We start from the raw sequence: 22260 nt of genomic DNA on the forward strand, positions 1-22260 counted from the left end.
GGGTCGGGCGCTACTGGCCCGGTCACACCGACGAGGGGACTTCGGGAAATGCTCACCGTCCAGGCCCGCGAGCAGCTGGCCGCCGACCTGGCGCAGGCCGAGCGCAGCCGTCGGCCGATCGCACCGCTGACGGCGGCGCACCCGGAGATCGACGTCGTCGACGCCTACGAGATCCAGCTGATCAACATCCGTCAGCGGGTGGCCGGGGGCGCACGGGTGGTCGGCCACAAGGTGGGACTGTCTTCGCTGGCAATGCAGCAGATGATGGGCGTCGACGAACCGGACTACGGCCACCTGCTCGACGAGATGCAGGTCTTCGAGGACAAGCCCGTCAAAACGGCCAACTACCTCTATCCCCGGGTGGAGGTCGAGGTCGGCTTCATCCTGGCCGACGACCTGCCGGGCGCGGAGTGCACCGAAGACGACGTCCTCAACGCCACCGCCGCATTCGCGCCGTCGATCGAGTTGATCGACACCCGCATCACCGACTGGAAGATCGCGCTGTGCGACACCATCGCCGACAACGCATCCTCCGCGGGATTCGTGCTCGGCAAGGAACGGGTGTCGCCCAAGGACATCGACATCACCGCGATCGACGCCGTGCTGACCCGCAACGGCGAGGTGGTGGCCAAGGGCCGCAGCGACGCCGTGCTGGGCAATCCGGTCACGGCCGTGGCATGGCTGGCCCGCAAGGTGGAAAGCTTCGGGGTACGGCTGCGAAAAGGTGACATCGTGTTACCCGGCTCGTGCACCCGGGCCTTCGATGCCGGGCCCGGCGACAACTTCGTCGCCGAGTTCACCGGCCTCGGGTCCGTCCGGCTGTCTTTCGAATAACGAGGAGCATTCATGCCGTCCAAAGCTTCAGTGGCGATCGTCGGGTCGGGCAACATCAGCACCGATCTGCTGTACAAACTGCTGCGCTCGGAGTGGCTGGAGCCGCGCTGGATGGTGGGCATCGACCCGGACAGCGAAGGTCTGGCCCGGGCGCGCAAGCTGGGCCTGGAGACCACCCACGAGGGCGTCGACTGGCTGCTGGCCCAGTCGGAGAAGCCGGACCTCCTGTTCGAGGCCACCAGCGCCTATGTGCACCGGGAGGCGGCGCCGCGGTACGCCGAGGCCGGCATCCGGGCGATCGACCTGACCCCGGCCGCCGTCGGGCCGGCGGTCATCCCGCCCGCGAACTTGAGGGAGCACCTCGACGCCCCGAACGTCAACATGATCACCTGCGGCGGGCAGGCGACCATCCCGATCGTGTACGCGGTGAGTCGTGTCGTGGAGGTGCCCTACGCCGAGATCGTCGCGTCGGTGGCAAGCGTTAGTGCCGGTCCGGGCACCCGGGCCAACATCGACGAGTTCACCAAGACCACCAGCAAGGGCGTGGAAACCATCGGCGGCGCCAGACGGGGCAAGGCGATCATCATCCTCAACCCGGCCGACCCGCCGATGATCATGCGCGACACCATTTTCTGCGCCATCCCCGAGGACGCCGACCGCGACGCGATCGCGCAGTCGATTCACGACGTCGTCGAAGAGGTGCAAAGCTACGTGCCGGGTTATCGGCTGCTCAACGAGCCGCAGTTCGACGACCCGTCGCTCAACTCCGGCGGCCAAGCGCTGGTCACCACGTTCATCGAGGTCGAGGGCGCCGGGGATTACCTGCCGCCGTATGCGGGCAATCTCGACATCATGACTGCCGCGGCGACCAAGGTCGGCGAGGAGATCGCCAAGGAGACGCTGTCGGTGGCAGGAGGCACGCGATGAGCAGCATTTGGGATGTCCGGATCACCGACACCAGCCTGCGCGACGGCAGCCACCACAAGCGTCACCAGTTCACCAAAGACGAAGTGCACGCGATCGTCGCGGCACTGGACGCCGCCGGGGTGCCGGTGATCGAGGTGACCCACGGCGACGGGCTGGGCGGGTCGAGTTTCAACTACGGGTTTTCCAAGACCCCCGAGCAGGAGCTGATCAAGCTGGCGGCCGAGACCGCCAAAGAAGCCAGGATCGCGTTTTTGATGCTGCCCGGGGTGGGCACCAAAGACGACATCAAGGAGGCGCAGGACAACGGCGGCTCGATCTGCCGGATCGCCACCCACTGCACCGAGGCCGACGTGTCGATCCAGCACTTCGGGCTGGCCCGCGAGCTGGGCCTGGAAACGGTCGGGTTCTTGATGATGGCCCACACGATTCCGCCGGAGAAGCTGGCCGCTCAGGCCCGGATCATGGCCGACGCGGGTTGTCAGTGCGTCTACGTGGTGGACTCCGCGGGCGCGCTGGTCCTCGAAGGCGTGCGCGACCGGGTCGCCGCGCTGGTGGCCGAGCTGCGCGACGACGCCCAGGTCGGTTTCCACGGGCACGAAAACCTCGGTCTGGGGGTGGCCAACTCGGTGGAGGCGGTGCGCGCCGGGGCCAAGCAGATCGACGGGTCGGTGCGCCGCTTCGGCGCCGGGGCGGGCAACGCTCCGGTCGAGGCGCTGATCGGGGTGTTCGACAAGATCGGCGTCAAGACCGGCATCGACTTCTTCGACATCGCCGACGCCGCCGAGGACGTTGTGCGCCCGGCGATGCCGGCCGAATGCCTGCTCGATCGCAACGCGCTGATCATGGGCTACTCCGGGGTGTACTCCAGCTTCCTCAAACACGCCGTCCGCCAATCCGAACGCTACGGCGTGCCCGCCCATGAGCTGCTGCACCGGGCCGGTCAGCGCAAGCTGATCGGCGGCCAGGAAGACCAGCTCATTGACATCGCGCTGGAGATCAAGAGGGAGCAGGCCGGCGCCGGCACGCACAGGTGACGCAAAGGTAGCGCTAGTAGCCTGTTCGCATGAGCACATCCAAGACAGTCGGCCTTCGTCGCCGCGGGCTGTACGGCCTGCTCGGCGGCGGGCTCCTCACCGCGACCGCCGCGACGATGATCGCGCTGCCCGTGGCCAGTGCGGATCCCTCGTGCGATCAGGACGTGGGTAGTTCCATCGATGCGTACCTGCAGCGCCATCCCGACCTCCATGCGCAGCTGCAGGCCAAGGCTTCGGCAGACGGCGGTAACGGCAGCGTGATCGACTACCTGAACCGGCATCCTGACGTGCGCCAGCACCTGATCGACCTGTCCCACTCGTGCCCGCCCTAGCGAGTCGGCCTCGTCGTTGAACCCCGCGGCCGACGCCGCGGAATGTTCGCCCATTGACGGAAACTAGAACACGTTCTAGCGTCGAGGCGTGTTCTCCCAACCGCTCGCACAGGCGATCGCCGAGGCCGAAGAACTCGTCGCCTCCGCACCACATATCGAAACCGAGGCGGATCTACTCGAGGGACTGCAGTACCTGGCGCAAGGCATTGCCGCCTGTACCCATCTGGCTTTCCACTACGACCGGGACCACCCGTTCTTCCTCAGCGGCACCGGTCCGTTCACCAAGATGGGCCTGGACAATCCAGACACCATGTACTTCGGCACCCGCGTCCAGGCGGGCCACGAGTACGTGGTGTCCGGAGTGCGTGGCACCACCACTGATCTGAGCTTCCAGCTCTTGGGCGGTGAGTACACCGACGAAGGTGTGCCGGTCAGCGAGGCCGCGTTCGACGACCGGGAACTCGACATCGCTTCGGACGGCAGCTTCGAGTGGCGTTTCACGCCCAAGAGCCCCGCGCAGCTCGTCGTACGTGAAGTCTATGGCGACTGGTCCCAGCAGCGCGGCACGATCGCGATCTCACGAGTCGACACCGCCGGCACCGCGCCTCCTCCGCTGACCCGGGCAACCATCGAAAAGCGTTACGCCACAGCGGGGAAACAACTCGTGCAGCGGATCAAGACGTGGCTGCAGTTCCCGCAATGGTTCTACCTGAACATCCCGGTCAACATTATGGTGGCCCCGCGGCTGACACCCGGCGGCTTGGCGACGCAGTACTCGTCGGCCGGGCATTTCGACCTGCGGCCCGATCAGGCTCTGGTGATCACCCTGCCGGTGACCGACGCGCCGTACCTGGGCTTCCAGCTGGGCAGCATGTGGTACATCTCGCTGGACTACATCAACCACCAGACGTCGCTGAATGCGTCTCAGGCTCAAGCAGATCCGGACGGCAAGATCCGCATCGTCGTGGCCGACCAGAACCCGGGAGTCACCAACTGGGTGGAAACACTCGGGCACCGGCGCGGTTTCCTCCAGTTCCGCTGGCAGCGGGTATCACGGCAGCTGACCGAGGCGGACGGGCCGCGCGTCGAATTGGTCGACTTCGACGCTGTGCCGGCCGCGCTGCCGTACTACGAGCAGAACAAGATTTCCGAAGACGCCTGGCGTGCGCGAATTGCGCAGCGCCAGCAGCAAATCGCCAACAGAATGCTGGGGTAGTGATGGCCGGAATGCTCGACGGCAAGGTTGTGGTGATCAGCGGTGTGGGCCCTGCGCTCGGCACGACGCTGGCCCGCCGCTGCGCCCAGGACGGTGCCGATCTGGTGCTGGCCGCCCGAACCGCGGAGCGTCTCGACGACGTCGCCAAGCAGATCACCGACACCGGGCGGCGCGCCGTGGCGGTCTCGACCGATATCACCGACGACCACCAGGTGGCCAATCTTGTCGAGGCGTCGATGGCGGCCTACGGCAAGGTCGACGTGTTGATCAACAACGCGTTTCGGGTGCCGTCGATGAAACCGTTGGCGGCCACGAGCTTTCAGCACATTCGCGACGCCATCGAACTCACCGTGCTGGGCGCGCTGCGGCTCATCCAGGGCTTCACGCCCGCGCTCGCCGCATCCAAGGGCTCGGTCGTCAACGTCAACTCGATGGTGATCCGGCATTCGCAGGCCAAATACGGCGCCTACAAGATGGCCAAGTCTGCGCTGCTGGCCATGTCGCAGTCGCTGGCCACCGAGCTGGGCGAGCAGGGGATTCGCGTCAATTCGGTTGCGCCCGGCTATATCTGGGGCGACACCCTCAAGGGCTACTTCGCTCATCAGGCCGGCAAATACGGGACCACTGTCGAAGACATCTATACCGCCACCGCGGCCAATTCCGACCTCAAGCGGCTGCCTACCGAGGACGAGGTGGCGTCGGCGATCCTGTTCCTGGCCAGCGACCTGTCCAGCGGCATCACCGGGCAGACCCTGGACGTCAACTGCGGGGAGTACAAGGCCTGATGCGCGCCGCCGACGATGCAGAGCGGAGCGATGAGGAGGAGGGGCGCAATAGTGGGTGAGCGCACCGACGTTGGCACCGTCGACGACCTGCACGCCTCGGCGTCGAAGTTCACCGGGCTGGACGACTTCGGCACCGACGACGACAACTACCGCGAGGCACTGGCGGTGCTGCTGGAGTCCTATCGACGCGAAGCGGACCTGACTCCGTTGGGCAGCAAGATGAATCGCTTCTTCCTCCGCGGTGCGCTGGTGGCCAGGCTGCTGGCGGAAGCGGCGTGGAAGCAGCACCCGAAACACGCCGACGTGGTCATCGAGCGGCCGATCTTCGTCACCGGGCTGGTGCGCACCGGCACCACGGCGCTGCACCGCCTGCTCGGCGCCGACCCCGCCCACCAAGGGCTGGAAATGTGGCTGGCCGAATACCCCCAGCCCCGCCCGCCGCGGGAAACCTGGGAATCCAATCCCGTTCATCAACAGATTGACGCCCAGTTCAGCCGGCACCACGAGGAGAACCCGGACTACACTGGGCTGCATTTCATGGCCGCCGACGAGCTCGAGGAGTGCTGGCAGCTGCTGCGACAGTCGTTTCATTCGGTGTCGTACGAGACGCTGGCGCATGTGCCGACGTACGCGCAGTGGTTGTCCCAGCAGGACTGGACACCGGCATATCGACGGCACCGCAAGAACCTCCAGCTGATCGGCGTCAACGATGCCGACAAGCGGTGGGTGCTGAAGAACCCCAGCCATCTGTTCGCGCTCGACGCGCTGATGTCGACCTACCCCGACGCGCTCGTCATCCAAACCCACCGCCCAGTCGAGACCATCATGGCGTCGATGTGCTCGCTGGCCCAGCACACCGCCGACGGGTGGTCCAACAGCTTCACCGGCGCCCAGATCGGCTACGACGCAATGGAAACCTGGTCGCGCGGGCTGGAGCGGTTCAACGCCGAACGCGCCAAATACGATCCGGCGCAGTTCTACGACGTCGAGTACCGCGATTTCATCGCGGACCCGCTGGGCACGGTGGAAAAGATCTACCGTCACTTCGGCCTTGCGCTGACCGACGAGGCCAGAGCCGCGATGGAGAAAACCCACGCCGAGAGCAAGAGCGGACCGCGGGCGCCCAAACACACGTATTCGCTGGCCGATTACGGGCTGACGGCTGAGTCGGTGAAGGAGCGATTCGCCGGCCTGTAACGAGGCGCGCGGCGCCTCGGGGTTGACTCTGCGCTGACCAGGCAACCTACTCGGACATTTGCCTGGTAGACGCAGACTCAACTCAGAAGTCGGCTGCGTCCAGGTCCAGAACACCCTCGGCCACAGCATGTTTGATGCTGTCGGTCAACTTGGGGCACGACTTGGTGCGGGCGCTGTCGCCGCCGGATGCGCGAAGTTCGGTGAAATACGCGCAGCGCTGCGCCGCTTCGCTGTTCCACTGCACCGCGGTGTGGCCGGGACCGAGCTTCTTGACGTCGACGGTGACGTGGCAGAACCGGCAGTCGACCGGCTGCAGACCGGACTTCAGGTAGCGATCGCGGTCGGCCTGGGTGGCCTCCCGCACCGCCGCGGCGCGCTGCGGATCATCCGCGAAAGCCGGTGCCTTGGACCAGGTTCGGCGTCCATCCTCAACGGGAGGGTGTTCATCGTCGTGCCCCCCGTGCAGCAGCAGCATCGCCCGGGCCAGCCGGTCGATGCCAGGCGGCTCGTCGCGACCGGTCACCCTGAAACCTGAGTCGGCTGTCCTTCTGACTCGGCCTGGCGCTTGAGGTTTTCCTCGACCTCGACGTGCCAGCGCTCGTTGGCGACCGTGGTGTCGACCTCGATCTCGAAGCGGTCCGTCATATCGGGCGTCACCTTGTCGGCGTCGACGTAGAACTGCTGATACCAGCGCCGCATCTGGTAGACAGCGCCGTCCTCCTCGACCAGCAGCGGGTTGTCGATGCGGGTCTTGTGCTTCCAGATCTCGACATCTTGCAGGAAGCCCTTGCTGACACCCTCGGTGAACGTCGCCGCGAGCTTCTCGGTGGTTGCGTCGTCGAGTCCCTTGGGCTTTTCGACGATGACGCCCCACTGCAGCACGAACGAATCCTGAGTCACCGGGTAGTGGCAGTTGATCAGGATCGACTCGGCCTTGTAGTCGCCGTATTTGTTGTGCAGCCAGTTGATCATGAACGACGGGCCGAAGTAGCTGGCCTCCGAATCCAAGTGCGCCTCACCGTAAGTGGTGCCCATGTCGTCGACGTCGGGGCGCCCGACGTTGTGCAGGTACTGCGAGGCGATGTGGCCCTCGAAGACGTTCTTGAAGTACGTCGGCAGGCCGAAGTGGATGTAGAAGAAGTGCGCCATGTCGGTGACGTTGTCGATGATGTCGCGGCAGTTACTGCCCTCGATCAGCATCGAATTCCACCGCCAGTCGGTCCACTCCTCGCTGTAGGCCTCGGGGATGTCGGGGATGCGCACTTCCGGTTGCGGTGGGTTGCCCTCGTGGTCATGCCAGACGAACAGCAGTCCGCCGCGCACGTCGGTGTGCCAGGCGCGGGTGCGGGCCAGCTTCGGAGTGCGCTTGGCGTAGGGAACGAGCTTGCATTTGCCGTCGCCGCCCCAGCGCCAGTCGTGGAAAGGGCAGGCGACCTCGTCGCCCTTGATGGTGCCCTGCGCCAGGTTGCCGCCCATGTGCCGGCAGTAGCCGTCGAGAACCTTCAGGTCGCCGTGCGAGTCGGCGAACACCACGAGGTGGGTGCCGAACGCCTCGACCCCGTGCGGCTTGCCGTCCAGGTAGTCCTTGACCGGGCCAAGGCAGTGCCAGCCGCGGGCATACCGGTCGGGCAGGGTGCCGGTGTCGATCTCGCGAATGCCGGCGGTCTCGGTAGCCATGACGCCTCCAACTCGATGTCTCTAACTAGAACACGTTACAGTTTTTCCGCCGGATCGCGCAACGACGGCCGCGCCCGTCTGCGATTACCCGGCCTGCGGTATATCTGAACGATGCCGCTATTCGCATTCGAGGGCCGGTCGCCGAAGGTCGATCCGACCGCGTTCGTCGCCCCCACCGCCACGCTGATCGGCGACGTCACCGTCGAGGCCGGGGCCTCGGTGTGGTTCAACACCGTGCTGCGCGGCGACTACGCGCCCGTCATCGTGCGCGAAGGCGCCAACGTCCAGGACGGGTCGGTGTTGCATGCCCCACCGGGCATCCCCGTCGACATCGGCCCGGGAGCCACCGTCGCGCACATGTGCACGATCCACGGAGTGCACGTCGGCGCGGAAGCGCTGATCGCCAACCATGCCACCGTGCTCGACGGCGCGGTGATCGGGGCGCGCAGCCTGATCGCGGCGGGCGCGCTGGTGGTGGCCGGCACGAAAATCCCGGAGGAGGTGCTGGTGGTGGGGGCTCCGGCCACCGTCAAGGGGCCGATCGCCGGGACCAGCGCCGAAACCTGGGTGAACGTCAATCCGCAGGCGTATCAGGACTTGGCCCGGCGTTATCAGACCGGCCTGGAGCCGCTCTAGACCTTGCGGGCGGTCGCGGTCGCGCGGTCGACTTCCCAATACGCGCGCAGCGCCGCCAACTTGCCGTCGCCGTCGGCCTTGTAGGTGAACACCCCTTCGGCGGTCACCTGATAACCGGCCGTGGTGATCACGATGTTGCCGACGTTGGCTTCCTCGTTGCCGCACTGGAAGGTGTCGACGAAGTTGAACTCGATCTTGTCCGTCGGCGCAATCGCCTTGTCCCAGAACGCCGAGATCGCGTCACGGCCGCGGTGGCCCTTGCCTTCCGGGTCGAAATGCGACGGCCCGATCGGGTCCTCGACGATGGCGTCGTCGGCGAACACCGCCAGCCACGCGTCTTTGTCACGCGCTATTACCGCCTCGCGGGAGCGCTTGCCTGCTTCGTGAGCCGCGTTGTCGGTCATTTGTCCTGCCATCCCGAGTGGATATAGGTGTCGGCGAAGCGTTTCAGCGAGTCTTTCTTCGCCTCCAGCGGCGCGTCGAAGCCCAGCCCGTCCATCAGCCACGGGATCACAATGTTGTCGGTGACGCCGATTTCGGCCAGCTGTCGATGCCCGTCGACGCCGAACTTGTCGACGCACACCGCCTGGAATTCGAAAGGCTGGTCGGCCCGGCCGTATTCGGCCCGTAAGGCGTTGAGCTTGCCGATGGTTTCGGCCAGCTGGTCGGCGGTCATCATCGCACTGGTCCAGCCGTCACCGACTCGGGCGGCCCGCTTGAGCGCGACGTCGGTGTGCCCGCCGACGTAGAACGGCACGGGTTCCGACGGCGCGGGGCTCATCTGCAACCGGTCGAAATCGAAGAACTCACCGTGGAATTCGACCATACCGCCGCCGAGCACCAGCTTGATGACCTCGATCATTTCGTCGACGCGTGCGCCGCGCTGCTTGTAGGGCACCCCGCACCACTCGAATTCCTCGGGCGCCCAGCCTATTCCAACGCCGCAGCCGAAGCGGTTGCCCGTCAGGTTGGCCACCGAGCCGACCTGGCGGGCCAGCAGCAACGGGTTACGGGAACCGAGCTTCATCACGTTGGTGTAGAACCGCAGCGTCGACGTGACCGCGCCCATCGCCGCGGCGGCGATCAGCGGGTCCACCCAGGGGGTGTTCTCGTCCCACATCCGCGACCCGTCGGGGGTGTACGGGTAGTCGGCGGCCGCTTTTTCCATGTAGAACAGCGAGTCCGGCAGCGCGATCGCGTCGAACCCGACCTCTTCGGCGGCCTTGGCCAGCTCGGTCAGCTGGTCGATCGGGCCCATCGCGATGCTGCAGGTGTATTTCATGGCTTGTCGGCTCCCACCACCCACATCGAGTAGTACTGCGAGCCACCACCGTAGGCATGGCCCAAAGCCTTGCGCGCACCCGGAACCTGGTGTGCCTCACCCTTGCCCATCACCTGGATGGCCGCCTCGGCAAACCGGATCAGGCCGGATGCGCCGATAGGGTTCGACGACAGCACCCCGCCGGACGGATTGACCGGCAGCCGCCCGCCAATCGCGGTTTCGCCGGCCTCGGTGAGCTTCCAGCCCTCGCCCTCGGGCGCAAACCCCAGGTTTTCCAACCACATCGGCTCGAACCACGAGAACGGGACGTAGATTTCGGCGGCGTCGATCTCGTCGATCGGGCTGGTGATGCCGGCTGCCTTCCATAGCGCTTTGGCGGCGTCGCGCCCGGCCTGCGGGTTGACTTGATCCCGGCCGGAGTACGCCAGCGGCTCGGTGCGCAACGCGGTGGCGTGGACCCAGGCCACCGGATGACCGTCGGCGACCCGCTGATCGGCGGTCTGCTCGTCGCCGATCACCACGGCACAGGCGCCGTCCGATGACGGGCAGGTCTCGTCGAAACGGATCGGGTCCCACAGCATTTGCGACGACATCACCTTTTCCAGCGTGATGTCCGGTTGATGCAAATGCGCCAACGGGTTCTTGGCGCCGTTCAGCCGGTCCTTGACCGCGACCATGGCGCCGATGTGGGTCGGCGCGCCCGACCGGCGGATGTAGGAGCGGACGTGCGGAGCGAAATAGCCACCGGCGCCGGCCCCCACCGGCTTGGTGAAGGGCACCGGAATGCTCAACGCCCACATGGCGTTTGACTCCGACTGCTTCTCCCAGGCCATCGCCAGCACGCGGCGGTACTGGCCCGACTGCACCAGGCTGGCCGCCACCACACCGGTGGAGCCACCCACCGAGCCGGCGGTGTGCACCCGGATCAGCGGCTTGCCGGTGGCGCCCACAGCGTCGGCCATGAACAGCTCGGGCATCATGACGCCCTCGAAGAAGTCCGGCGCCTTGCCGACCACGACGGCGTCGATGTCGTCGAACGTCGAGCCCGAGTCGGCCAGCGCGCGGTCGATCGCCTCGCGCACGAGGCCGTTCATCGAAACGTCTTGCCGCTTCGCGACGTATTTGGTCTGCCCGGTGCCCAGTACCGCGGCTAACTGCTTGGTCATCAGCGCCACTCCTCCTCATCGGGCTTCGCGCTCTGCATCGTCGTTGGCGTGGTCATCGTGCCTCCATAACCGCGACCAGATTCTGTTGCAGCGCAGGCCCGCTGGTGGCATGGGCCAGGACCCGCTGCGCCGAGCCATCCCAAATATGCTGCGCGGCAAAGCCGATGCGCTCCAGGCCGGCGACGAACATCGGGTTGGCGGCCAGCGCGCCGCCGGACGGATTGACCTTGGTCGACGAGGCCAGCCCGATCGCCTCGGCGAGGATCAGGTGCTGATGGGTGAACGGGGTGTGGATTTCCGCGACGTCGATCGAGCCCACGTCGCCGCCGGTTGCGGTCTGCGCCGACGTCGCCGTCGACGGGGAGCTCGTCAGATCGCGCGCACCCAGCACCGGCGTCTCGATGCGATGGTCGAAACCGGTGATCCAGGCCGGGTTTTCACGCAGTTCCCGAGCCCGGCCGTCGGCTGCCAGCACGATCGCGGCGGCACCGTCGGTGATCGGCGCGATGTCGTGGCGGCGCAGCGGATCGGCGAAAAACGGCCGGGCCAGCAGCTCGTCGATGCTCTTGGCCGGCTTCTCCGAGTCGGTGCGCTCCGCGTGGGCGAACGAGTCCAGCGCCACCTGCGCCATCTGCTCGGCGGTCCACTTGCCGGCGTCCAGTCCGAAGCGCGCCTGCAGCCCGGCCATCGACACCGAGTCCGGCCACAGCGGCGCCACGGTGTACGGGTCGGTCTGGCGCGACAGGATGCGGCGCAGCACGCCGGCCGAAGACTTGCCGAAGCCGTAGACCAAAGCGGTGTCGACCTCGCCGGTCAAGAGCTTGATGTAGGCCTCATACAACGCCCACGCGGCGTCCATCTCGACATGCGACTCGTTGATCGGCGGTACCGCGCCAATCGAGTCGATCGCCGAGATGAACGAGAAGGCCCGTCCGGCAAGGTAATCCGAGGAGCCCGAGCACCAGAACCCGATGTCGGCCTTGGTGATGCCGAGCTCGTCGTAGAGCTGGGCGAAGCACGGCATCAGCATTTCGACGCCGTTGGTGGTGCCGTCGGTGCGGCGTACGTGCGGGGCGTGGGCGAACCCCACCACGGCTACATCACGAATACTCATAACAGCCTTTACAGGTGGTGCTTGTAGGTGTCGTAGTCGGCGTCCGGTTCGCCGGTGGGCCGGAAATGCGAGATGTTGTCGATGCCCAGACCCCATTCCTCGCGGGGCCGCCACACCGCCTCGACCCGCATGCCCATCCGAACCTCGGATGCGTCGATGTCGGTAACCAAGTGCAGGAACGGAATATCGGCGCCGTCGAGCAGCACGTAGGCCGCCACGTAGGGCGGCTTGATGCGCTGGCCCGCGAACGGAATGTTGATGATGGCGAACGTCGTGACCGTGCCCTTGTCGGGCAGCTCGACGTAGTTGTCGAGCGCCACGCCGGTGGCCGGGTCGGCCTCGCGGGCCGGGAAGTACACCTTGCCCGTTTCGCCGGTGCGGGCACCCAGCAGCTTGCCTTCCTGCAGCGCACGCAGATAAGCGCTTTCCGGCTGTGACGCGCTGTGCTGGATGGTCAGGCTGATCGGCGTCTCGACCATGGTGACCGGATCCCGGTCGTCGGGCTGGCCCTCCGGCTCGGCCTCGTCACCGAGCGCGAAATACGCGATGTCGGTGATCGCGCCGCCGGGCTCGTCTGCCCAGTGCACGTGCACCCGGGTGCCGCGGCTGATCGCGTCGGGCGTGCCCGCGTCGACGGCGTGCAGCAGCGTGGTGTCCGCGCCGTCGAGCTTGATCAGCGCCCAGGCGAACGGGCGATCCAGCGGCTGACCCTCGAGCGGCTGCGGCTGCCACGTCCAGGACTCGACGGTGCCGGTGGCCGCCACCGGTACCATCTCGCCCAGCGGTTCGTAGCTGACCGGGTCGTATTCGGCCGGCGGCACATGCACCCGGCCATCGGATCCGCGAACCCCGAGGATGCGGCGTTCGCGTAGGGCAGTGAAGAATTTGCCCAGGGTGGGACCGACCGAACGGGTGTAGTCGAAGGACAACGTCAGCGGCGCCGAGAGAGGCGGCTCAGGGTGTTCGATCAGCGGTGGGCGTGTTGAACTGGGTGTCACGTCTTCGAGTAGAACAGGTTCTAAGAATCTGAGCAAGGAGCCAGGGATGAAGCTGGGATTGCAGCTGGGATATTGGGGCGCTCAGCCGCCGGAGAACGCCGGTGAACTGGTCGCCGCGGCCGAGGACGCCGGCTTCGACGCCGTGTTCACCGCCGAAGCATGGGGATCGGACGCCTACACCCCACTGGCCTGGTGGGGCGCGTCGACCCGACGCCTGCGGCTGGGCACGTCGGTGGTCCAGCTGTCCGCGCGCACCCCGACCGCGTGTGCAATGGCGGCGCTGACTTTGGACCATCTGAGCGGTGGCCGGCACATGCTGGGCCTGGGCGTGTCCGGCCCGCAGGTGGTCGAGGGCTGGTACGGCCAGCGCTTCCCCAAGCCGCTGGCCCGCACCCGCGAGTACATCGGCATCGTGCGCCAGGTGCTGGCCCGGGAGAAGCCGGTGACCAGCGACGGCCCGCACTACCCCCTGCCGTTGACCGGCGACGGCACAACGGGTCTGGGCAAGGCGCTCAAACCGATCACCCACCCGCTGCGGGCCGACATCCCGATCCTGCTGGGCGCCGAGGGGCCGAAGAACGTCGCACTGGCCGCCGAGATCTGCGACGGCTGGCTGCCGATCTTCTACACGCCGCGGCTGGCCGGCATGTACAACGAATGGCTCGACGAAGGGTTCGCCCGGCCCGGGGCGCGACGCAGTCGTGAGGACTTCGAGGTCTGCGCGACGGCCAACATCGTCATCACCAATGACCGCGCCGCCGCCTTCTCGGCGATGAAGCCGTATATCGCCCTGTACATGGGCGGGATGGGTGCCGAAGACACCAACTTCCACGCTGACGTGTACCGCCGGATGGGTTACGCCGAGGTCGTCGACGAGGTCACCCGGCTCTTCCGCAGCGACCAGAAGGACAAGGCCGCGGAGATCATCCCGGACGAAGTCATCGACGACGCCGCGATCGTCGGCGACCTGGACTACGTGCGTGAGCAGGTCAAGGTCTGGGAGGCCGCCGGCGTGACCATGATGGTGGTGTCCGGTCGCAGCACCGAGCAGATTCGCGAGCTCGCGACGCTGATCTGACCGTTGCGGTCCGGTTAGAACACGTTCTAACGTGGCGATCGCAAGCGCGGCGAAGCCGGGCGCAGCGGGTCGCCACGAGGATAGGAAGCCGGATGAGACGCTCAGGTGAGCGGGTGCGCGTCGCCGAACGACATTTCGACGTTGGCGACCGACCCGGACACCATCGCCCGCTTCGGCAGGCCCAGCGACGCCAGCTCCTTGGCGTAGGGGTGATCGCCCAGCCGCACCGTCGCCCCGCCGGGTCGGCCGCGCAGTCCGCTGACCTTCATCTCCCACGGCACCTCGCGGGTGGTGCCGTCGGCGTAGGTGTAGGTCTTGAGCACCTGCCCGCGCGACGTGAAGATCGACGGCACCGGCAGGCCACGACCGAACTCGATGCCCGCGATGTACGCGCCTTCGGCGCTGACGTCGAACCCGAACCTGCGGCCTTCGCGAACGGTGAAGTCCGCCATGATCTTTGGAAAACCCCAAATGGTGCGGCCCGCCTCGAGGGTGAAGGATTGGTCGACCGGCAGGTGGTGGATGAACGCAGCGGCGTCCTTGAAGGCCCGCCAGCCGCCGGCCGTCGAGCCGGGCGGGTTGACCATCACGGCGGTGCCGAATTCGTGGTATTGCCCGAGATCGCCGTCGATATAGCGGGCCAGCATCAGGTTGACCACCGCCCGGCCCGGTCGGTGCTGGCAGACCCGCAGGCCGCTGTAGTCGATAAGCCGCTGCGCCGCCCCGGCGTCCACCGAGAACATCGCGGTATGTACGTCAGCCTTGCGAACGCGGACCGGCATGGTCAGCACCGTTCCGGCGATGGTGTGTTGTGACTCAGGCATATCTGGAGGTTAGTAGATGACGGTCACAATTCCAGACGTTGATCTGACCGACGGCACTTTCTACGCCGACGGCCGGCGAGCCCGCGAGGCATATCGCTGGATGCGGGCCAATCAACCGGTGTTCCGGGACAGCAACGGTCTGGCCGCCGCGACGACGTATCAGGCCATCATCGACGCCGAGCGCAATCCCGAATTGTTCTCCAGCACCGGCGGTATCCGTCCGGACCAGCCGGGCATGCCGTACATGATCGACATGGACGATCCGGCACATCTGTTGCGGCGCAAGCTCGTCAACGCCGGCTTCACCCGCAAGCGGGTGCGCGAAAACGAGCCGTCGATTGCCCGGCTGTGCGACACGCTGATCGACGCGGTGTGTGAGCGCGGCGAGTGTGACTTCGTCCGCGACATCGCCGCGCCGCTGCCGATGGCGGTGATCGGCGACATGCTCGGTGTGCTGCCCGAAGATCGCGCGATGCTGTTGAAGTGGTCGGACGACCTGGTGACCGGGCTGAGCTCGCACCTAGACCCGACGTCGGCCGAATTCCAAGCCGTGATGGACGCTTTCGCCGCCTACACCGAATTCACCATGAGCATCATCACCAAGCGCCGGTCCGAGCCCACCGAAGACCTGTTCTCGATCCTGGTGAACGCCGAGGTCGACGGGCAGCGGATGTCCGACGACGAGATCGTCTTCGAGACGCTGCTGATTCTGATCGGCGGCGACGAGACCACCCGGCACACCCTGTCCGGTGGGACGGAGCAGTTGCTGCGCAACCACTCCCAGTGGGAGCAGCTGGTGGCCGACCCGTCGCTGCTACCCGGCGCCATCGAGGAGATGCTGCGCTGGACGTCGCCGGTGAAGAACATGTGCCGGACACTGACCGCAGACACCGAATTCCACGGAACTGCCCTGAAGCAGGGCGAGAAGATGATGCTGCTCTTCGAGTCCGCCAACTTCGACGAGTCGGTGTTCGACAACCCGGAACAGTTCGACATCAGCCGAGACCCCAACAACCACATGGCTTTCGGCTTCGGCACCCACTTCTGCCTGGGGAATCAGCTTGCCCGGCTCGAGCTTTCGCTGATGACGTCGCGGATACTGCAGCGGTTGCCCGATCTACGGCTGGCCTCCGACGACAGGCTGCCTTTGCGGCCGGCCAACTTTGTCAGCGGCCTGGAATCCATGCCGGTGGTCTTCACGCCCACAGCTCCTCTGCACCGCTGACCGCCGAACGTGTACTCAGGACGAAAAATTCGTCAAAATCCCGCCCTGGTTACACGTTCGCCGATCCCATGCGTCACCCACGCGCCGGATGATGCCGCCTTCGGTATCCTCGGCCGTGACGCGCACGTCGATCCATCCCAACTCCGTCAGGGCTTCCGCGCGCCGAATGTCGTGGTAGAACCGGCGTCGGTCGGTCCAGTGATGATCGCCCTCGTAGTCGGCGGCCACTTTGATGTTCTCCCAACCCATATCGACGACGGCAACGAGGACGCAGTATTCGTCGTACACCGGAATCTGGGTTTGTGGCGGAGGGAAGCCTGCGCGGACCAATAGCAAGCGCAACCATGTCTCGCGGGGCGATTCCGCACCGGGGTCGACGAGTGGCAACGCGATGCGGGCACGCCGAATACCGCGACGTCCCTTGTATCGCTCGGTCAGCAGTTCGACGTCAGCCAAGTTGAGGCGTGTCGCCCGGGCGAGCGCGTCAATGGCCGCGACGGCCTTGCCGACGGGGTTACGGCACGCCAAATCGAGGGCGGTGCGTGCTGGCGTGGTTGCGACCATGCCATCGATTAGTTGGATTTCGTCGTCATCGACACGATCGGACCAGGTGCGAATACCGTTGGGCGGCCGGCGATAGTCGTACAGCAACTCGGCCGGTGCCCGGTCATCGACCCATTTGGCGCGATGCAAAGCCGAAGCCGAGTGACCTGCGATCACGCCGCGCCGCCGAGACCACAGCCAGGCGGCGCGGGCGCGCAGCACGGCTGTGAGTTCGGTGCCGACTGGGACGTAGACGTCAGGATGGATCGCGACGTATCTGCTTCGCAGTGCATGCTTCGTCAGCTGACCACAAGCTAGGGCTTCGCTGCCCAAGAACGGTTCCCCCATGGCGGGAGTGTGCCGTCCGGCACCGACAAGCCCACCAACGTGTATTCAGGGCGGAAAAACGGCGCGTATCCCGCCCTCAGTACACGCTCGGCGCCAAGAGCGGACGCGTCAGCGGCCGCGGAAGACAGGCGCGCGCTTTTCCTTGAAGGCCAGCGGGCCTTCCTTGGCGTCCTCGGAGAGGAACACCTTGATGCCGAGCTGGGTGTCGATCTTGAACGCCTCGTTCTCGTGCATGCCCTCGGTCTCGCGGATCGACCGCAAAATCGCCTGCACGGCCAGCGGGCCGTTAGCCGCAATCACGTCGGCGATCTCCAAAGCCTTGCTCAGCGCCTGCCCGTCGGGAACCACGTGCCCGATCAAGCCGATCTCCTTGGCCTCCGCGGCGGTGATGTGCCGTCCGGTCAGCAGCAGATCACACGCCACGGTGTAGGGGATCTGGCGGACCAGTCGCACCGCCGAGCCGCCCATCGGGTAGAGGCTCCAGCGGGCTTCCGAGATGCCGAACTTGGCGCTCTCGCCGGCCACCCGGATGTCGGTGCCCTGCAGGATCTCGGTGCCGCCGGCGATGGCCGGACCCTCGACGGCGGCAATCAACGGCTTGGTCAGCCGCCGGCCTTTCAGCAGGGCGTCGATGCGCGACGGGTCGTAGCTGCCGTCCTTGAACGACTCACCCGGCGGTTTCGCGGTGGCCGCCTTGAGGTCCATGCCCGCACAGAAGTAGCCGCCGGCGCCGGTCAAAATGCAACACCGGATGTCGGGATCGTTGTCGACGCGGTCCCACGCCTCGACCATGATTTGCATCATTTCGCCGCTCAGCGCGTTGCGCGCCGCCGGCCGGTTCATCGTGACGATCAGGGTGTGTCCGCGCTGCTCAACCAAGGCGTCGGGTTCTTTCTCGGACTCGCTCACCGGTGTTCGCCTTCCTGCCAGAGGACCCCAGACTTGTCAGGAAATGTAACACGTTCTAATTTGGGTCCGTGGCTCTGAACATTGCCGACCTAGCCGAGCACGCCGTCGACGCCGTGCCTGACCGCGTCGCCCTGATCTGCGGCGACGACCAGCTGACCTATGGCCAGCTGGAGGAGAAGGCCAACCGGTTTGCGCATTTCCTGATCGACCAGGGCGTCAAGAAGGACGACAAGGTCGGCCTGTACTGCCGTAACCGTATCGAGATCGTGATCGCGATGCTGGGCATCGTCAAAGCCGGCGCCATCCTGGTCAACGTCAACTTCCGCTACGTCGAGGGCGAACTGCGCTATCTGTTCGACAACTCCGACATGGTCGCGCTGGTGCACGAGCGTCAGTACTCCGACCGGGTCGCCAACGTCTTGCCGGACACCCCGAACGTCAAGACGATCCTGGTCGTCGAGGACGGCAGCGACAAGGACTACCAGCGCTACGGCGGCGTCGAGTTCTACTCTGCACTCGAAAAGGGCTCTCCCGAACGCGATTTCGGCCCCCGCAGCGCCGACGACATCTACCTGCTTTACACCGGCGGCACTACCGGCTTCCCCAAGGGCGTGATGTGGCGCCACGAAGACATCTACCGGGTGCTGCTGGGCGGCACCGACTTTGCGACCGGCGAATACGTCAAGGACGAGTACGACCTGGCCAAGCAGGCCGCCGCCGGGCCGCCGATGGTCCGGTTCCCGATTCCGCCGATGATCCACGGCGCCACCCAGTCGGCGACCTGGATGGCGTTGTTCTCCGGCGGAACCATCGTGCTGGCACCGGAATTCGACGCCGACGAGGTCTGGCGCACCATTCACAAGCACAAGGTCAACCTGCTGTTCTTCACCGGCGACGCGATGGCGCGGCCGCTGCTCGATGCATTGCTGGAAGGACAGGAGAAGGGGCAGGCCTACGACCTGTCCTCGCTGTTCCTGTTGGCCAGCACCGCGGCGCTGTTCTCGCCGAGCATCAAGGAGAAACTGCTCGAACTGCTGCCCAATCGGGTCGTCACCGACTCGATCGGATCGTCGGAAACCGGGTTCGGCGGCACCAGCGTCGTCGCCAAGGGCGAACCGCACACCGGCGGCCCGCGGGTCACGATCGACAAGTGGACCGTGGTGCTCGACGAGGACGGCAACGAGGTCAAGCCGGGCTCCGGCGTGCGCGGGGTCATTGCCAAGCGCGGGCACGTCCCGGTCGGCTACTACAAGGACCCGGAGAAGTCGGCGGCCACCTTCAAGGTGATCAACGGCGTGCGCTACGCCATCCCCGGCGACTACGCCCAGGTGGAGGCCGACGGCACGGTCACCATGCTCGGCCGCGGGTCGGTGTCGATCAACAGCGGCGGGGAGAAGATCTACCCGGAGGAAGTCGAGGCCGCGCTCAAGGGCCATCCCGACGTGTTCGACGCGCTGGTGGTCGGGGTGCCCGACGAGCGGTACGGCCAGTGTGTGGCCGCCGTCGTGCAGCCGCGGCCCGGCATGCGTCCGTCGCTGGCCGAACTCGACCGGTTCGTGCGCAGCGAGATCGCGGGATACAAAGTGCCGCGGGCACTTTGGTATGTCGACGAGGTCAAGCGGTCACCGGCCGGCAAGCCCGACTACCGCTGGGCCAAGGAGCAGACCGAGGCCCGCCCGGCCGACGAGAGGCACGCCAACCACGTCAGTGCGTGAGGCGTTTACAGTCGAAGCGTGAATGGTGCTCATGCGCTGATCAATACCCTGGTCGACGGCGGCGTCGACGTGTGTTTCGCCAATCCCGGAACATCCGAGATGCATTTCGTTGCGGCGCTGGACGCCGTGCCGCGGATGCGCGGGGTGCTGACGCTGTTCGAAGGGGTGGCCACCGGCGCGGCCGACGGCTACGCTCGCATCGCCGACCGTCCCGCCGCGGTGCTGCTGCATCTCGGACCCGGGCTGGGCAACGGGCTGGCCAACCTGCACAACGCGCGACGCGCCCGCGTCCCGGTCGTGGTGGTCGTGGGCGACCACGCCACCTATCACAAGAAGTACGACGCCCCACTGGAATCCGACATCGAGGCGCTGGCAGGCAGCGTGTCGGGCTGGCTGCGGCGGTCCGACGGTGACGTTGCCTCAGACGCCGCCGAGGCCATCGCCGCCAGCCGGGCCGCCGGGCAGGTCGCCACGCTGATCCTGCCGGCGGATGTTTCCTGGACCGACGGTGCGCAGACCGGCCACCCGGCCGCTGCTCAGACGCCGTCGACTCTCGACATGGACGCGGTGGAGCTGGCGGCCAAGGTGCTGCGTTCCGGCGAGCCGACGGTGATCCTGGTCGGCGGCGACGCCACCCGCGCCGCGGGCTTGCAGGCGGCGGCCCGGGTCGCCGCGGACACGGGTGCGCGCTGGTACTGCGAGACGTTCCCGACCCGCTTGGAGCGCGGCGCCGGCCTGCCGGCTGTCGACCGGCTTGCGTACTTCGCCGAAGCCGTTGCGGCACAACTCGACGGCGCCAAGCATCTGATACTGGCCGGGGCACCGTCACCGGTGTCGTTCTTCGCCTATCCCGGCCGGCCCAGCGACCTGGTGCCCGACGGCTGTCAAGTGCACGTGCTGAGCGGTTACCGTGGTGCGGCCGAAGCACTCACAGCGCTGGCCGACCAGATAGCGCCCGGCACCGACGCCCCGGTGGCCGAGCCGTCGCGTCCGCAGCTGCCGACCGGTGCACTGACGGCCATGACGGCGGCCGACGTGATCGGCGCGCTGCTGCCGGAGCGCGCGATCGTCGTCGACGAATCCAACACGTCGGGTCTGCCACTGGCGGCCGCGACTGCCGGTGTGCCCCCGCATGATTGGCTGACGCTGACCGGCGGCGCGATCGGCTACGGCATCCCTGCCGCGGTCGGTGCCGCCGTCGCCGCGCCCGACCGTCCGGTGCTCTGCCTGGAATCCGACGGCTCGGCGATGTACACGATCTCCGGGCTGTGGACGCAGGCGCGGGAGAACCTCGACGTCACCACCGTCGTCTACAACAACGGCGCCTACGACATCCTGCGCCTCGAGCTGCGACGGGTCGGGGCGGAAATCACGCCGGGCCCCAAAGCGCGTGAGCTACTCGACTTGACCCGCCCCGCAATGGATTTCGTCAAGATAGCCGAGGGCATGGGCGTCCCGGCGCGCCGGGTCAGCACCGCGGAAGAGTTCGCCGACGCCCTGCGCGCCGCATTCGACGAGTCGGGACCGCATCTCGTCGAGGCAATGGTGCCCTCGATGCTGGGATGACGGGCTACCGAATCGGCTCGTCGCCAAGTACGGTGGTGCGCAGCATCTCTCGCGGAGAATCCGGGTCGTAGGGAGCGGCGCGGTGCAGCACGCCGCGGTTGTCCCAGATCACGGTGTCACCGACCGACCAGCGGTGGCTGTACACCTTGTCGGGAACGGTGGCCCGCTCCAGCAGCTCGGTCAGCAGCGCCCGGCCCTCGTCGAGGTCCATGCCCACGAGGTAGTCGGCCGACGCCCCCAGTACCAGCGACTTGCGGCCGTCGTTGTGGGTCCAGACCAGCGGATGCTCGTGGGTCGGCCGCGACCGCCAGCGCGCCAACTGCGCAGGTGTGGGGTCGGGTGTGACGCGGCGCTGCGAAGCCTCAAGGGAGTGAACGACTTTCAGCGACGAGAACCGCCGCTTCTCGTCAGGGCTCAACGCGTCGTAGGCCGCGTACGTGCTGGCGAACTCGGTTTCGCCGCCGCGTTCGGCGACCTGCACCGCCGACAGCACAGTGGCCTTCTGCGGGTATTCGTCGCCCATCGGGGTGCAGCCGTCGATGTGCCAGTCGAAGGTGGCGCGCAGATACGCCGCCGAGGAGTTCTTCGCCGGGTCCAGGGTGATCGGGTAGATGCCCGCCACCGGATGATGGCCGTCGGAGGAGTGGTCGACCTCGCCGAGCCGGCGGCAAAACGCCACCTGCGCTTCGGGTTTGAGATGCAGGTCGGGGAAGACCAGCACACCGTTGTCCTCCAGCGCGTCGAGCACCGCTTCGGCGAGCACGTCGTCGGTGGCCAGCCGGTCGGGGTCGATGCCGCCGACTTCGGCGCCCACCGACGTGGTGAGCTTGGTGACGGTGAGCAGACTCATCGGG

At 66.6% G+C, this 22260-nt stretch carries 23 protein-coding genes; 12 read left to right on the forward strand and 11 right to left on the reverse strand.

Features of this window, described 5'->3' with window-relative positions; translation table 11 throughout:
- Positions 1–48: 48 nt before the first annotated feature.
- The 7 genes from AWC14_RS12560 (at position 49) to AWC14_RS12590 (ending at position 6325) form a co-directional block, all read left to right on the forward strand.
- Complete coding sequence (locus AWC14_RS12560) at positions 49–834, forward strand: 2-keto-4-pentenoate hydratase (protein WP_045377348.1); 786 nt, start codon at positions 49–51, stop codon at positions 832–834.
- Positions 835–846: 12 nt separating this feature from the next.
- Positions 847–1761: an acetaldehyde dehydrogenase (acetylating) gene (locus AWC14_RS12565; protein WP_045377345.1), complete on the forward strand. Its 915-nt coding sequence runs from the start codon at positions 847–849 to the stop codon at positions 1759–1761.
- Positions 1758–2795, forward strand: coding sequence for a 4-hydroxy-2-oxovalerate aldolase (gene dmpG / locus AWC14_RS12570; protein WP_045377342.1), 1038 nt, complete (start codon positions 1758–1760; stop codon positions 2793–2795). Before AWC14_RS12565 ends, dmpG begins: the two co-directional genes overlap by 4 nt.
- A gap of 29 nt (positions 2796–2824) precedes the next feature.
- On the forward strand, positions 2825–3127 hold the full coding sequence (locus tag AWC14_RS12575; RefSeq protein ID WP_045377339.1) for a hypothetical protein: 303 nt from the start codon (positions 2825–2827) through the stop codon (positions 3125–3127).
- A gap of 88 nt (positions 3128–3215) precedes the next feature.
- Positions 3216–4343: a hypothetical protein gene (locus AWC14_RS12580; protein ID WP_045377336.1), complete on the forward strand. Its 1128-nt coding sequence runs from the start codon at positions 3216–3218 to the stop codon at positions 4341–4343.
- Between the two features lie 2 nt (positions 4344–4345).
- The gene (locus AWC14_RS12585; RefSeq protein ID WP_045377333.1) at positions 4346–5128 is read left to right on the forward strand and encodes an SDR family oxidoreductase; all 783 of its coding nucleotides are present in this window, start codon (positions 4346–4348) and stop codon (positions 5126–5128) included.
- Positions 5129–5158: 30 nt separating this feature from the next.
- On the forward strand, positions 5159–6325 hold the full coding sequence (locus tag AWC14_RS12590) for a sulfotransferase family protein (RefSeq protein WP_142281679.1): 1167 nt from the start codon (positions 5159–5161) through the stop codon (positions 6323–6325).
- Between the two features lie 82 nt (positions 6326–6407).
- Here AWC14_RS12590 and AWC14_RS12595 read toward each other — a convergent pair whose 3' ends face one another.
- Entirely contained in the window at positions 6408–6800 is a 393-nt protein-coding gene (locus AWC14_RS12595) for a hypothetical protein (protein ID WP_045377432.1), read from the reverse strand.
- Positions 6801–6844: 44 nt separating this feature from the next.
- Positions 6845–8002: a 3-ketosteroid-9-alpha-monooxygenase, oxygenase component gene (locus tag AWC14_RS12600; protein WP_045377326.1), complete on the reverse strand. Its 1158-nt coding sequence runs from the start codon at positions 8000–8002 to the stop codon at positions 6845–6847.
- Positions 8003–8113: 111 nt separating this feature from the next.
- Here AWC14_RS12600 and AWC14_RS12605 point away from each other — a divergent pair, with 111 nt between their 5' ends.
- Complete coding sequence (locus AWC14_RS12605; protein WP_045377323.1) at positions 8114–8638, forward strand: gamma carbonic anhydrase family protein; 525 nt, start codon at positions 8114–8116, stop codon at positions 8636–8638.
- Here AWC14_RS12605 and AWC14_RS12610 read toward each other — a convergent pair.
- Genes AWC14_RS12610 through AWC14_RS12630 form a run of 5 tightly spaced genes read right to left on the reverse strand, consistent with a single transcriptional unit; the run spans position 8635 to position 13171 of the window.
- Positions 8635–9042 carry a nuclear transport factor 2 family protein gene (locus AWC14_RS12610; RefSeq protein WP_045377320.1) on the reverse strand — a complete coding sequence of 136 codons (408 nt, stop codon included), beginning with the start codon at positions 9040–9042 and terminating at the stop codon, positions 8635–8637. The genes AWC14_RS12605 and AWC14_RS12610 overlap by 4 nt on opposite strands.
- Positions 9039–9920, reverse strand: a complete 882-nt coding sequence (locus AWC14_RS12615; RefSeq protein ID WP_045377317.1) for a TIGR03619 family F420-dependent LLM class oxidoreductase — start codon at positions 9918–9920, stop codon at positions 9039–9041. Before AWC14_RS12615 ends, AWC14_RS12610 begins: the two co-directional genes overlap by 4 nt.
- The gene (locus tag AWC14_RS12620) at positions 9917–11086 is read right to left on the reverse strand and encodes a thiolase domain-containing protein (RefSeq protein ID WP_045377429.1); all 1170 of its coding nucleotides are present in this window, start codon (positions 11084–11086) and stop codon (positions 9917–9919) included. Before AWC14_RS12620 ends, AWC14_RS12615 begins: the two co-directional genes overlap by 4 nt.
- A 52-nt stretch (positions 11087–11138) precedes the next feature.
- Positions 11139–12200, reverse strand: coding sequence for a thiolase domain-containing protein (locus AWC14_RS12625; RefSeq protein ID WP_045377314.1), 1062 nt, complete (start codon positions 12198–12200; stop codon positions 11139–11141).
- Positions 12201–12208: 8 nt separating this feature from the next.
- Positions 12209–13171 (reverse strand): Zn-ribbon domain-containing OB-fold protein, encoded by a 963-nt coding sequence (locus AWC14_RS12630; protein ID WP_193393822.1) that lies wholly within the window; start codon positions 13169–13171, stop codon positions 12209–12211.
- A gap of 73 nt (positions 13172–13244) precedes the next feature.
- On the opposite strand from AWC14_RS12630, the gene AWC14_RS12635 reads away from it, so the two are divergent.
- Positions 13245–14276 (forward strand): LLM class F420-dependent oxidoreductase, encoded by a 1032-nt coding sequence (locus AWC14_RS12635; protein ID WP_045377308.1) that lies wholly within the window; start codon positions 13245–13247, stop codon positions 14274–14276.
- Positions 14277–14377: 101 nt separating this feature from the next.
- On the opposite strand, the gene AWC14_RS12640 is transcribed toward AWC14_RS12635, so the two are convergent.
- The gene (locus tag AWC14_RS12640) at positions 14378–15100 is read right to left on the reverse strand and encodes an acetoacetate decarboxylase family protein (RefSeq protein WP_045377305.1); all 723 of its coding nucleotides are present in this window, start codon (positions 15098–15100) and stop codon (positions 14378–14380) included.
- Positions 15101–15116: 16 nt separating this feature from the next.
- Between AWC14_RS12640 and AWC14_RS12645 the strand changes: the two genes are divergently transcribed.
- The gene (locus AWC14_RS12645) at positions 15117–16325 is read left to right on the forward strand and encodes a cytochrome P450 (protein WP_045377303.1); all 1209 of its coding nucleotides are present in this window, start codon (positions 15117–15119) and stop codon (positions 16323–16325) included.
- 15 nt (positions 16326–16340) lie between these two features.
- Here the strand turns inward: AWC14_RS12645 and AWC14_RS12650 are convergent, their stop codons facing one another.
- Positions 16341–17216, reverse strand: coding sequence for a type IV toxin-antitoxin system AbiEi family antitoxin (locus AWC14_RS12650; protein ID WP_045377301.1), 876 nt, complete (start codon positions 17214–17216; stop codon positions 16341–16343).
- A gap of 108 nt (positions 17217–17324) precedes the next feature.
- Entirely contained in the window at positions 17325–18125 is an 801-nt protein-coding gene (locus AWC14_RS12655; protein WP_045377298.1) for a crotonase/enoyl-CoA hydratase family protein, read from the reverse strand.
- Between the two features lie 68 nt (positions 18126–18193).
- On the opposite strand from AWC14_RS12655, the gene AWC14_RS12660 reads away from it, so the two are divergent.
- Together AWC14_RS12660 and AWC14_RS12665 are read left to right on the forward strand one after the other, a co-directional pair.
- The gene (locus AWC14_RS12660) at positions 18194–19840 is read left to right on the forward strand and encodes an acyl-CoA synthetase (protein ID WP_045377295.1); all 1647 of its coding nucleotides are present in this window, start codon (positions 18194–18196) and stop codon (positions 19838–19840) included.
- A gap of 18 nt (positions 19841–19858) precedes the next feature.
- A complete protein-coding gene (locus AWC14_RS12665; protein ID WP_045377292.1) occupies positions 19859–21406 on the forward strand; it encodes an acetolactate synthase large subunit in 1548 nt (515 codons plus the stop codon).
- A gap of 4 nt (positions 21407–21410) precedes the next feature.
- Here AWC14_RS12665 and AWC14_RS12670 read toward each other — a convergent pair whose 3' ends face one another.
- Complete coding sequence (locus AWC14_RS12670; protein ID WP_045377289.1) at positions 21411–22256, reverse strand: TauD/TfdA dioxygenase family protein; 846 nt, start codon at positions 22254–22256, stop codon at positions 21411–21413.
- Between the last annotated feature and the right edge of the window lie 4 nt (positions 22257–22260).

The organism is Mycobacterium kyorinense (assembly GCF_002101735.1).
GTDB lineage: Bacteria > Actinomycetota > Actinomycetes > Mycobacteriales > Mycobacteriaceae > Mycobacterium > Mycobacterium kyorinense.